This window comes from Flavobacterium chuncheonense, from assembly GCF_042686145.1.
Lineage (GTDB): Bacteria > Bacteroidota > Bacteroidia > Flavobacteriales > Flavobacteriaceae > Flavobacterium > Flavobacterium chuncheonense.
Map to the genome: position 1 here is coordinate 296,474 of NZ_JBHUPC010000010.1, position 12,780 is coordinate 309,253.

9 protein-coding genes are annotated in these 12,780 nt (G+C 35.1%); all 9 read right to left on the reverse strand.

What is annotated here, in order from left to right; genetic code table 11:
- Positions 1 to 11 precede the first annotated feature (11 nt).
- The 9 genes from ACFS5J_RS03280 to ACFS5J_RS03320 all read right to left on the reverse strand — a co-directional run bounded on the left by ACFS5J_RS03280 (position 12) and on the right by ACFS5J_RS03320 (position 12,778).
- Positions 12 to 3,959, reverse strand: a complete 3,948-nt coding sequence (locus ACFS5J_RS03280) for a T9SS type A sorting domain-containing protein (protein ID WP_379810561.1) — start codon at positions 3,957 to 3,959, stop codon at positions 12 to 14.
- Positions 3,960 to 4,839: 880 nt separating this feature from the next.
- Positions 4,840 to 5,418 carry a sugar transferase gene (locus ACFS5J_RS03285; protein ID WP_379810562.1) on the reverse strand — a complete coding sequence of 193 codons (579 nt, stop codon included), beginning with the start codon at positions 5,416 to 5,418 and terminating at the stop codon, positions 4,840 to 4,842.
- The gene (locus tag ACFS5J_RS03290; protein ID WP_379810563.1) at positions 5,411 to 6,022 is read right to left on the reverse strand and encodes an acetyltransferase; all 612 of its coding nucleotides are present in this window, start codon (positions 6,020 to 6,022) and stop codon (positions 5,411 to 5,413) included. The genes ACFS5J_RS03285 and ACFS5J_RS03290 overlap by 8 nt, the downstream gene beginning before the upstream one ends.
- Positions 6,023 to 6,302: 280 nt before the next feature.
- A complete protein-coding gene (locus ACFS5J_RS03295) occupies positions 6,303 to 6,908 on the reverse strand; it encodes a sugar transferase (protein WP_379810564.1) in 606 nt (201 codons plus the stop codon).
- Entirely contained in the window at positions 6,901 to 8,121 is a 1,221-nt protein-coding gene (locus tag ACFS5J_RS03300) for a glycosyltransferase family 4 protein (protein ID WP_379810566.1), read from the reverse strand. Before ACFS5J_RS03300 ends, ACFS5J_RS03295 begins: the two co-directional genes overlap by 8 nt.
- On the reverse strand, positions 8,122 to 9,249 hold the full coding sequence (locus ACFS5J_RS03305; protein ID WP_379810568.1) for a glycosyltransferase family 4 protein: 1,128 nt from the start codon (positions 9,247 to 9,249) through the stop codon (positions 8,122 to 8,124). It lies immediately after the preceding gene.
- Positions 9,250 to 9,269: 20 nt separating this feature from the next.
- Entirely contained in the window at positions 9,270 to 10,460 is a 1,191-nt protein-coding gene (locus ACFS5J_RS03310) for an alginate lyase family protein (protein WP_379810569.1), read from the reverse strand.
- The gene (locus ACFS5J_RS03315) at positions 10,453 to 11,628 is read right to left on the reverse strand and encodes a glycosyltransferase (protein WP_379810570.1); all 1,176 of its coding nucleotides are present in this window, start codon (positions 11,626 to 11,628) and stop codon (positions 10,453 to 10,455) included. Before ACFS5J_RS03315 ends, ACFS5J_RS03310 begins: the two co-directional genes overlap by 8 nt.
- Positions 11,621 to 12,778 (reverse strand): hypothetical protein, encoded by a 1,158-nt coding sequence (locus ACFS5J_RS03320; RefSeq protein WP_379810571.1) that lies wholly within the window; start codon positions 12,776 to 12,778, stop codon positions 11,621 to 11,623. The genes ACFS5J_RS03315 and ACFS5J_RS03320 overlap by 8 nt, the downstream gene beginning before the upstream one ends.
- Positions 12,779 to 12,780: the final 2 nt, after the last annotated feature.

Below are 12,780 nucleotides of genomic sequence, written 5' to 3' on the forward strand. Positions count from 1 at the left end.
CTATTATTTATTTATTGCACACTTATTTTTAAACGATATACTGCATCTTCTATTTTTACATTTACATGATAGATACCTGCTGCCCAACCATGTGTAATAATTTCTCCACTGGTACCCCTCCAGGTTCCTGCTGCTATTTTCTGTCCTAATTGCGATGTTACTGTATAAGTAGCTTGTATCGTTCCTTTCGGCAAACTCACATTACAGAATCCGTTAGTGATTGGATTTGGATACACTTTTACCACCTCAAGTGCATGCGTTTCACTTGCTAATTGCGCTCCATTGAATACCATTTGAAAACGTTGTGCTTCTGTTTGTACATTATTCACAGTAAAAACATGTTCGTATACACTACCATCTGTTGGAATCGGGTAATACGTATTTCCTAAGCTATCCCACAAATACGGTTGCAAACCTGCATAATTTTGTGCTTGTACCATCAAACGGTAGTTTGTCGCTGCTGTCATTCCTGTGATTTCCATTGGCAATACATCTTGTACATTCGCAGGCTCACGGTGTTCAACCGTCAACCGTTCTTGGTTATTCCTAAACGCAATATTTACTCCTCCTTTGTACATTTTTTGTGCATCTTTTGGTGTTATAGTATTCTCACCTCCTCCATAAAATGCTGCTACTAATGCATCTTCCGGTTGCCATACACCCGCATTTTGTTGTTGCAGGTTGATGCGCAATTGTGCGACAGGGTTATTTTTTGCAAACACTCCATTGTCAACCGTAGTTCCTTTGTGATTCTCTTTAATATTGAAGTTTGCTGTGGAAGCCGGTTTTACAAAAAATGCCTGACCGCTTTGTATTAAAGTTGGAATTGTGTTACTATAGCTAGCAGCCGTATTGGACCAACCCGTTACACTATCGTAGACTAAATACCCTCCTACTGTTGACAATTCAGGATCCCATACCCATAATTGGTTGTAATTTGAAGCATTATCCGAATCCGAGAGTAAAGCCGAAGGATCTATTGGACTTGCATATGGATTTCCGATATTCGTATGAATAGCCGTTGGCAGATTGGCATACACCACATCACCCGTTATTAAAGCACCAGTTGCCGATAGTACTGTCGCATCGGCTCCAGAAGCAATTGTAGTCGGTGTATCAGAATAAGAACCTGTAACAAAAACAGTAAAAGCATTGTTCTTATTTGCATCAAATAAAGGTTCTGTCATGGTATTGGTTACATTTTCCCAAGTTGTAGCAGTAGATTGTGTTGGATATTTTTTTATAGAATACGCTGGCCCTGTATGTAAACCCGTACCTGATGGTCCCCATACATCAACTCCTGTTCCGGCATTTACCACTCCATCATTTTGCCAATTGGCATAAACCGAGTTGTTACTCGTTCCTTTTACAGGAGCCGTTAGCATACGCCAAGCTCTTCGCGGTCCAATATAGCGCTCTGTCGTTACCGTTCCTGAACCCGCTATTGCTGCTCCATTATAGGTTCCAAAACTTGCTGTACCCGTTGCATCACTTTTAAATATAACACTTCCGTTATTGGTTAAATTTCCAGAAACTGTTACCACTACTCCTGGTTCAACCGTTACTACTTGCCCTGCATTAATAGTTAAATCATTTGTTTCCACATTTGATGTTACTGTAATATTATCGGCTATATAAGCATGCAAAGCAACGGTTGGCCCTGAAACATTGGACCAATTTCCGTTGGCATACTCTACATAGTCTATCACTTTCAAATTATCAATCGCTAAAGGCGGGTTTGAACCAGAAGAACCGTCATTAACCCACTTGAATTTAATCACAACAATCTGTCCGGTATAAGACGAAAGTGGTATTCTTTTGGTTTGGAACACATCCGAACCTTGAAATTCTTTCACCCCACTTATTCGAGTATCTGAGCCACCTGTATTGATGTATACCTCACCATAATCATAACTTGATTCACCTAAAGCTTTCCAATCGAATACTAAATCCACATACGTAGCTGTGGTTAAATCCACCTCAACTGTTGCCCAAGCGGTACTTGAAGCGGACATCGTATAGGCATTCGAAATACCATTGTCGTTTGAAATGTATAGCGCTTTATTTCCGCCGTTTTGGGTAGCATTACCAATAAAAAATTTATTCGTACTTGTACCTGTAAACACTATATCAGCTGTTGTGTTCTCAAAATCTTGTACATAAGGTACTGTTTGCGGTGCTGATTTTGTTGTAAAACTATAATTCGCACATATCGCCGATGTTACCTCATCTGCCCCAACCGCTTTTACATTCACATAATATACCGTATTGTAGTCCAATCCTGATGCTGTATAAGAAGTAGCTGTTCCATTGTTGTGGGCATTTAAAAAATCGGTTCCTCCCGCAGTTGTTCCGATACTGATCTCATAAGCCGTTGCTCCATTGTACGAATACCACTGAATGGTTGGGTTCACTGCAACAGCAGTCGCTCCATTAACTGGTGTATAGGGTAACACACAACCATCTCTAGTGGTAAACATCATTTCTGAACACGCTGAAGCTTCACCAAACGTATTGTAAGGCACAATTTTAGCAAAGTAGTCTGTATTATAGTTTAAATTCCCATTCAACGAATAGGTTGTTACATTTCCTACATCTTGCCCATTCAACACATCATAAGTGCCAGCAGCCGTGCCCAGATACACTTTATATCCCGTTGCCTCTAGCTGTGAAGCCCAATTGATACTTGTTGTCAAGTTCACATTTGTTTGATTGTTTGAAGGTGACGTTATCGCCACACATGTTGGCGGTACTGCTGGTATCGTTTCCCATACGACATCATCCAAATACGTTGACGAATTTGATGTTGCTTGTATTGCTAAAAAACTATCCGAAGCAGGCGCTCCATTTGGTATCGCAACAAATTGTTGGAAACTAGTACTCGTATTTACCGTTTGAAAAACTACAAAAGTAGCAGGGTCTGAAGGATTGGTCATATAACCAATTCTTATGGTTGTCGAAGCAGACGAACGTGCTGCAAATTTCAACCGGTGGGTGGTCGCTTCTGCATTGCTTATTCTTGGCAATACATAAGTAGCACCTGAACTATATATATAGAGTCCGTTTGGTGCTGATTGTGAATAAGAAGATGAAACATACACACTTCCAGCGGTACCACTTTTTTGTGTACATGCTGGCAAACTTGTATTGGCATCAAAATTCAAGGTAAATTCACTAACTGCTGCACATAAAGTGGTAAAAGCATAAGGCCCTGACCAAGTACTCCAATCACCACCACCGCAATCGGCTCGTACGTAAAATTCGTAAGTAGTATTTGCTAACAAACTACCAATTCCATAAGTAGTATCCGTTACACCTGTTACAACTGTTCCACTTCCTGGTGTAAAACCAGAAACTCCATATTCAACATCCCATAGCGTTTCTGCTGCACCTGCTGTCCAACCTAAATTTGCGGTTGCAGCTGTCACAGCTGTTGCTCCTAAGGCTGTTGGTGCCGGACAAGATGGTGGTTGCTCATAATGTACCGTAACCGTCCAAGTACCATCATCGACTTTACTATAAGTTGTATTACAGCCTGAGCCTCCCCAAGTACGATACGCATGCATTTCAAAAGTTACAACCGTATTTCCTGGAAAAGTCCCATTGGCAATTGAAAGATTACTTCTAGCGTAACTATGTGTACCACTAGAACTACCACTTCCTGCGCTATAACTTCCTTCCGCTACGCTAGTGTTTTGACAATATAACCGTGAACGTTGTTCCGATTTATAGGCGCCATTTGCAGCGGTCATATTATACACCACATCAACACCCGTTACAGTCCAGTTTTGCCCCGCAGGTAGTGTTACCGCTAAAGTTCCTATACAACTACTTGAAAAAGAGTTGTAATTGGTTGAAATGTCTCCAGTACTAAAGGTTGCAGTAACACTTTGTGCCGTTATACTGTTATAAAATAATAGGAGTAAGACTCCTAAAAAATGTAATTTTTTGTAATTCATACGCAATAGTTTTTAAAATATATTTGATTGGTTTGGTTAACGCTTCAAATATTGTTTATTTTAAAACACCATGCTATTTCTGGACTGCTACAAAACTACTACAAATGCGCAGGTACTGATTTGAAAGGGACCTCCGAGCCATCTTCCATGTTTCATTATTTCTTTCTATTAGTTAAACTTTTATTCATTCGTGTTTATTGTTTTTTATTTGTATTCCTGAATGCTTCACTTTTTTAAGCTCAAAGAAAGGCTTTTCCTTTTCCATGATGTTTCGCATTCTAGTAGGTAGTTAGCAGTAATAGCTGGTCTTTGATTAATTGTACAAGACGATTCCCTCCTTGAGGAGGGTTAGGGAGGTGTTATTTCTTAATTCATTTACTTTTTTTCATTGCCAAAAAAAGTAACAAAAAAGTCTAGCCTCTACATCTTCGGCGGTCTTATCAAGTTTTGAAGCCTAAACCCGCTGAACTCCTCCCGTTGGTCGTTAAACAGCAGCGCCTTTTTAACGGCTTCTGCAACTGATAGACGCTCGCCTGCCAGATGTTAAAGGCGAATAAAAATCTGCTAAATAGAGGTTTCCCATTCTAGAAAAAAGCCTACTGAAAACCCTCCTTTCCGCAGTATAAGCCTTGCGTAAAAAAATCAGAAACCTATTTTCGAGTATTCAGTGAGCAGTGGTCAGTAATTAGTCGTACGAGGAATTCCCTCCTTGAGGAGGGTTTGGGAGGTGTTTTTTATACAACAAATGGCTACACCCCTAAAGTCCCCTCAAAGGGGACAATACAATAACCCCAAGGCTGAGCATTTGAGATTAAGAGGAGAAACGAAGTTTCGGTCTTTTCGAAGGGCTGATCACTAATCACTAAACTCTGAACACTGATTACTGATCACTAATAGGAGATCCCTTCCAGTCTCTTTGCCAAAAGGTACACCATAAAATTTTACAATCTAATAGCACACTTTGATGTTGTGCATACCATTTATTGATTCTTACTTTATCGGGCCATATTATGGTATCGTTATACACTAGAGGATTTTGTACTGTAGCTAAAAGTGCTTCTTCATCTCGGTATTTGATACTGGCGATACCTGTTAGTCCTGGTTTATATTGTAAAATGATTCTATCTTCCCCTATCAACCTATCTGCATATCCCGGAATATCGGGGCGAGGCCCTACAAAACTCATTTCTCCTTTGAGGATGTTGAATAGTTGGGGAACTTCATCCCATTTGGTTGCGCGTAAAAAGCTCCCCCATTTTGAGATGGTTCTCTTTTTAGGATGTATGGTCTGTAATTTGTAAATGGTAAAAGGTTTTCCGTATTGACCGATACGGGTTTGGTAAAACAATCCATTGGAACGCATGTTCCAACAGTTGATTATCCAAATCATCAATAATGGTACTAGTAAAATTAAGAGTACTGCCATTGCCAATATTCGATCGGAACATTTTTTAATCATGATTGCCTTCAATTTTTATAATCCTTCCCGGATTTCCCACAACCATTGCCCCATTTGGAACGTTGTTTATTACAACTGCACCTGCTCCAATTGTAGCCCATTTCCCTATACGAATACCTTGTATAACAGAAGCTCCAATTCCTATGTGAGAGCCCTCCCCTACAACTACATTACCTGCTAAAGCAGCATTTGGTGATATGTGCACATAATCCTCAATAAAACAGTCGTGTTCTACCACAGCATTGGTATTGATGATGCAATGTTTTCCTATGACAACCTCTGGATTCACCACAGCTCCTGCCATTACAACGGTACCTTTCCCTATTGTAGAAAAATTAGAAATAACGGCTTTAGGGTGGAATACTTCCGTAAAATTGGTTTTTAGTTTTTCTGCAACGTTTTTGCGTATTTTGTTATTTCCTATACACAATACGCAATCGTCGTTTGATGTCAGTTGGATACTGGCCGAATGTAGTACTGGAATTTCTAGTATCGTTTTCGTATTGGGATTATCGTCAATAAAGGCTGAAATCGCTACATTCTTATTGCTTAAAATAGCATCGGCTATCACTTTTCCATGACCACTTGCTCCAAATAAATACATTTTATTTTTATTTTTTAAGGTAAAAAACCTTTTTATCGATTGCAATCAAAAGTACGATTTTATAGGAGATGGACAAGTTTTTGAATTGGTAATTGTAGAAGGGATTCTCTCCTGGAGGAGGGTTGGGGAGTTATAACTTCTTAATACTTTTACTTTTTTATGTCTCGATTCTATTTTGCCTAAGGAATCCATGAATCTTCGATTTTCAATGCCCAAAAAAGTACCAAAAAAGGGATTTTATATCCATACCTCAAGGGTTTCTTGGAAAAAGTGCCTATGTTTAATTGTTCCCTTTAAACGCTTCTGCGGTTGCTTGTCCTTCTTGAGCTATACCTTCGCGGACAAATACTTTTTTGATGGTTAACACTAGCACTTTTATGTCCAATAAAAAACTGAAATTCTCTACGTACCACACATCGAATTCAAACTTTTGATTCCACGAAATGGCATTACGCCCGTTTACTTGTGCCCAACCTGTAATTCCGGGGCGTACTTTATGCCTTCTTTTTTGAAAATCGTTGTACAACGGTAAGTATTGTGGTAATAAGGGACGCGGTCCAATTAAACTCATATCCCCTTTAATGACGTTTAATAACTGTGGAATTTCGTCTAAGGATGTTTTTCGAACGAAAGCACCTATCGCTGTTAATCGGTCTGCATCTGGCAGTAAGTTTCCCTTTTCATCTTTTTTGTCGTTCATGGTTTTAAACTTGATAATTTTAAACAGCTGTTCGTTTAATCCTGGACGTATTTGAAAAAAGAAAGGTTTACCCTGATTAGCAAAAAATAAACCTATTGTTACGATAATAAAAACAGGCAGTAGAACTACAAAACCGAATAGGGCTAAAATAAAATCGAACAGCCTTTTAATATAATTTTTATACATAAGCAATGTTCTTTTCCAATATTTTTAAATAACTTTCTGTCGCTTTTTCTAAAGAAAATTTTTCTTTTGCCAAATACAAGGAATTTTTCTTTTGCACTTCAATTAATTCTTTATTAAGTGTATACTCAACAAAATCTTTTGCTGTTTTTTCTGTAATATTAAATGGTAAAACATATCCAATATTACGAGATCGTATTGCATCAGCCTGCCATCCTTCATGATTAATTAGGATTGGTTTGGAAGCTGCTAAAGTATCAAAAAACTTATTTGCTGAATTTGCCCAAAGCTCTGGTATATCAACTACAAAAGAAGCCCCCATAGATACTGCATTATACCATGCTGGTAACTCACTTTTTGAAATAGAATCTAATATAAAAACATTTTTATTTAAAACCTTATTGCGTAAAGCTAGCTCTTTAATTGATTCTTTTTCAGCTCCAGACCCTATCAGAATAAAAACTAATTTAGGATCCAAAACTAAAGTTCTTTCGGCTAATTCAATAAATTTATTTACCCCATTTACTTTTCCAAAAGTGCCCGCGTATAGCACAGAGAAACTAGGATTAAAACCAATTATTGCTTCAATATTTATAGTATTATTGTTATTTTGAAATCGATTAATTTCTGCAATGTTCTCAATTACTACATCTGTTTTATTTTCAAATTGAGGATAACGTCGAACAATCGAATGTTGCATATCTGTTGAAAGTGGAACTATAGTTGACGCATGCTTATAAATTTTACTTTCTAATGCATAAAGTACTTTTTGGAGTACTTTATTCTTAATAACACCGATCGCTATAACTGCTTCTGGCCATACATCCCTAACCTCAAAAATATAAGGCGTTTTACTATGCGCTTTTTTCAATAGCGCTGGTATCCCAATAGTTAAAGGCGTTGAAGTTGCCAATACAATGTCTCCTTCAAGTTTTAATAATTTAAATGTTGCAAAATATAAAAATTTTAAAAAGACCATAATACGTTGCATAACCCCCATAGTATTGTTATATGGTAAATACAAATAATGCACAATAATACCATCTTTTTCAACCTTTGTCCATTTATTCTCTTTATACTTTACATCAGCTGTAGTTGTTATCACTTCAACTTGATAATCCTTTTTTATAAAAGAATGCGACAAATCATAGGAACGCGTTCCTCCATTTTCATTAGGAAACTTAAAATATTGATGGAGATATAATATTTTTTTCATTTAATTAATTTTGTAAAACTCTTCATATTTTTTGGCAATTTTAGCCCAATCATGATTTTTAAGTATCTCATTTCCAATAAAATTATAAGTAGCATAATCCGTCTTAATTTTTTCAATTGCGTTGACTATACTATCTAATTTTTGGCTATTGACCGCTTCCCCGATTTTCATATTATCATAAAATCCATCTATCCCTTCATTTCTAGTAAAAACAATAGGTAAGCCTTGTGAGATAGCTTCTATATAAACTAATCCAAAAGTTTCTGTATGTGAAGGCATTGTAAAAATATGAGACTTTTTAAATATTTGAGACAACTGAGCTTTATCATCAATCTTCCCTAAAAACTTAACATACGATTTATTCATCAACTGCCGCTTCACTTTTTTTTCATGTTTGCCTCCTTCCCCAATCAATGTCAAATGGTATTTTATCTCAAATTTATTAAGCACGCTTACTGCTTCTATTAATCGTAAAACATTTTTATTTTTTGTAAAACTTCCTACATAAACCAATTCAACAGGAAAATTTAACTCCTTTTTAGTTTCTTGTAAATTTTGAATCCAAAAATTATCAACTCCGTTCGGTATAACAATTGATTTATTTTCAAAATCAAAATATACATTTTGAAGATTCATTGTCTCGAAAAAGCGCTTTTTATAAACTGCTGAAATAAATATAATTTTTGATGCATTTTTTAAAATTTCTATGCCATAGGATCGCAGATGAATCATATACTTAAAAAACAAATTTAAATCTGTATTCCTTACTGTTATTATATAGGGAATTTTATGTTTCTTGTATAATTCATATGCAGCGCCTCCATCACTAAACCATGTATGTGCGTGAATAGAGGTCACCTTTTGTAAATCAATTTTATCTTCTAAATCATTTACTATTTTGCGTATTTTTCTCTTATAAAAAACTCTATCAGAGTACTTATTCAAAATAAGACTATATATTATCTCTGAATGTTCTTCTTTTAATTCTATTTTATTTTTCCCAATTCTGCTAACTTCCCGAATTGGGTTGTAAATAATTTGTGGAATTCCTAAGCTGTCCAATTCGCCCATTAATTTCTGGTATACTTTGGAGCCCGAAAAATCATTAGTTATATGTAAAACCTTCATCGCTTATTAAATTGTACCTTTCAAATCTTAAAAAAAAGTTGTGTTAAAATCACTTGACAAGATAAGTCTCCCATTTGCTCATAAAAATACTTCGAACATTCGCATAAATTGCTGCGCAATAAAACAATTGCTATTTGATTTTTAGAAACTTTTTCTTTGCTGTAATCCCATTTTTTATCACCCAGAGCATAAGGCAACAACCAATAATGAACATCTAAAACACCAGTACCTTTACTATTCTTGTATTTTATTAAATCAACACCTAAGACCGAACTTAAATTCATTAATAAATCGAAACTTGTTACTGCAAATTTAACATATTCAAAAGGGTTTCCTCTTTTTAGTTCAAAAGAAAGTTCACCAAATTCATTTATCTGTTCATCAACTCTATGTTTACCTTGATTTAATAAAATATCTTTTGCGATATCATATTTTTTTAAAAACAATGCATACGTAGATACTTGGACTGTGTAATATGTCCCAATATTATTTGGTGCCCTACCCTGATTTTTACCTTTTTCACTGTTTAGCATCCAATCAAAAAAAGCTTCAAACCACTTTTCTATTTCATCCTGATTGGTCATCTCCCAGTTTTTTGAAGTTTGAACCAATTGGATTCCGTCAATTAAATACACTAAAGGAAAAGCTCCAATAGTAGCCCCTCCTGTATTTGTTTTCCCTTTTACAACTTGCGCATATTCAAAATTAGGATTCATTCGGGTTGCCTCCTCTATAAAGAAAACTTTAATCAATTCTTTGATCCAGTTCACATATCTCTCATCTTCTGTATAAAAATACGCTAATCCCAATTTATATACTTCATTACAGACGGAACCCAGCATATAACTATCTTGCAAAGAATAAATTTCAGGATTTACCTCACCATCTCTTCCCACATATGGTAATCCTGTTTCAGTTTCAGGATTGGGCCAAGCGTATCGTGACAAGCTGTAATAATCATGAATACTCCCTTTGAAAGGCACTTCCTTATCATAGCATACTGAATATCGCTCATTTTTCTCTAAAATTTTTTCTACTTCAGCAATCAATTGTGCTTTTGCTTTCAATAAAACTGGATTTCCATTTAAAATACCGACCTTATTTGACAATAAAGCATCAACATTCGTAACGAATGTATTTGGATAATTGGTTGCCAAAAGGACCGGTGCCCAAAAAAGCAACCATAGAAAGAGAAATATCTTTTTATTCATTTTTATACAATGCTAAATACTTGGGTACAATTTCATCCCATGAAAATGTTCTTGCAAACTCATGCGCTGCTTTAGACATCTCTGTTTGCAGTTGTTGATTATTGTATAGTTGCTGTAAAATGCTATTAAAACTCTCTGAAAATAGCTTCTCGTCATGAACATCTACTAAAAACCCTTGGACTCCATTGGAAATCAACCCATCAATACCTGTTCCTTTTGTTGCAATTACCGGTAATCCACAACCCATCGCTTCGAAGTATACCCTACCCAAAGTTTCTGGATAGCTTGGCATTACAAATAAATCATAACTATTAAATAGTGTTGGTAATTTTTCATTTAAAATTTTCCCTTTCAAATTAACTTTACCTTCCATTCCCAAGTCAAAGATTAGTTTTTGCAAGGCCTCTTTTTCAGGTCCCTCTCCAAAAATATCAAAAACAAAATCCTTTTTAAAATTCTGTAAACTTTTAATGACTTTATCAATATTTTTCAGTGCAATTAATCTAGAAACTGTTATCAAACGAAGTTTCTCATTCTCACTACGAAGCCTTTGGGTATACTGAAAAAAAGAATCGTGTATCCCATGCGGAATAAAATGAACTTTTTTATTCGTCAGTTCCTTCGCATCAATAAGTTGTTTTGGACTAATTGCTACTATATTTGCTGCAGCCTCAATATTTTCTACAGTTTTTTTATCTGTGAACTGATTGATACCTCGCAAAGTAACTACATATGGAATCTTGTATTTTTCACTTATTTTTTTTGCTATAAATGCACTAGTATCTGCACATTGTGCATGAATAATTGTTGGTTGAAAAGTTTCCATAATCCCCTTAATTACTTTACGCTTTCGAAATAAACTAATCTGGATTAAAAGATTTCTAAAGAACACTTTTTTAGGCAATAATAAAACAGGTAATAACTGTATTATTTTTCCTTGTGTTAAGGATGTTTCATTCTGACCTAATTTAAAATACGCTTTCCATTTCCTAGAAAATTGAGCTAAAACAATATTCGCCTTTGGAAAAAAAAATAGATATTCAAACTTTAAACTCTTATCCCGACTCATTAACTGATTTTCGGTTACCAGCAAAATGTCATTTTCATTCTTTTTATGCTCTAATTCTGCAATAGGAAGTATTGAAGTAATCACTAATATTTTATCCATAATTTTCTCTTTTTGTAGGTGTCTTAAAAACTAAATCAGACTTAGTTCCTAATATTATTATAAAAACAATTATAAAAAAAATACTATTCTGATTAAAAAGTGCGTCAGTGTTGAGCGCAGCTGCCATATAAACAAATAACAGTATTGGAGGTACATATTTGAATTTGTAAAACAGAAAAAATAAAAATAAAAAAAGCAAGAAGGCTGTAATTCCGTAACGCAATAACACATTAACGTAACTAATATCTGTTTTAAAACCTTTGTAAAGCTCGTTTGTATAGGTATAATATTCAAAAACTGCTTTTTTATAAGGCAATCCAATAAGCCAAAACCCTTCATTTATCCTATTTTCAACACCTTGATAAATAACATCTCTATTATTTGAAACTGTAGACTCTACGATTGATTTTTCCTGAAAGATTATTGTTAAAATACGCTTGTCCAACTGTTTTTGAATACTTTCAGACGTATGGTAAACATATATACCAACTGTTATGAAAGCAAAGAAAGTTGCAAAAGCTTTTAAAACCAATTTAAAAGAAAAATTTTTCAATCCCAAATACAACAGTTGAATAACTAAAAGCGCCATAAATGTCCTATTAAAAGTCATTAATAAGCTAATAATACCTAAAAACGACACCCATTTTACCAGAGGTCCATTAGCATACCATAAGCTTTTAGGCACAAATAAAAGAAAAAGGCCAATGGCCCCAAATGAAGCATTAGAATTCATTAAGCGTCCTTTCATTGCCGTTAATACGTCTTGACCTTCCGTATTATAAATGGGTATTGAAACAAAAAGAGATAATAGCGAAATTAAAACGGAGGCTCCAATTGCACTTAATAACACCATCCAAACTTTTTTAACATCAGCCTTAATACCAAATAATAAGAGAATCAAAGACGAATATAGTGGTATTCCCAATCGAAAAGCTTTAAAGGAATCCATTAATGATTGTGAAAACACAAAAGGTTTAATAAAAAATTCTGTGAAAAAAACAACCCCTAAATAAAGAATAATAATTGCTTTAACTGAATCGTTTACTCTATATTTTTTATATGGTGAAGTGCAAAATAGATTTATAAATGGTAATAATAGAAAAGCAAACTCATTCAATTCTAGTTGCACCCCAGGTAAAGGTATTACCAATG

What these genes read in the sequence shown, in the direction of transcription:
- ACFS5J_RS03290 (WP_379810563.1), bottom strand. Translation starts at nt 6,022, where the DNA reads ATGTATTTATTTGGAGCAAGTGGTCATGGAAAAGTGATAGCCGATGCT.
- ACFS5J_RS03310 (WP_379810569.1), bottom strand. Translation starts at nt 10,460, where the DNA reads ATGAATAAAAAGATATTTCTCTTTCTATGGTTGCTTTTTTGGGCACCG.
- ACFS5J_RS03315 (WP_379810570.1), bottom strand. Translation starts at nt 11,628, where the DNA reads ATGGATAAAATATTAGTGATTACTTCAATACTTCCTATTGCAGAATTA.
- ACFS5J_RS03280 (WP_379810561.1), bottom strand. Translation starts at nt 3,959, where the DNA reads ATGAATTACAAAAAATTACATTTTTTAGGAGTCTTACTCCTATTATTT.
- ACFS5J_RS03285 (WP_379810562.1), bottom strand. Translation starts at nt 5,418, where the DNA reads ATGATTAAAAAATGTTCCGATCGAATATTGGCAATGGCAGTACTCTTA.
- ACFS5J_RS03305 (WP_379810568.1), bottom strand. Translation starts at nt 9,249, where the DNA reads ATGAAGGTTTTACATATAACTAATGATTTTTCGGGCTCCAAAGTATAC.
- ACFS5J_RS03295 (WP_379810564.1), bottom strand. Translation starts at nt 6,908, where the DNA reads ATGTATAAAAATTATATTAAAAGGCTGTTCGATTTTATTTTAGCCCTA.
- ACFS5J_RS03300 (WP_379810566.1), bottom strand. Translation starts at nt 8,121, where the DNA reads ATGAAAAAAATATTATATCTCCATCAATATTTTAAGTTTCCTAATGAA.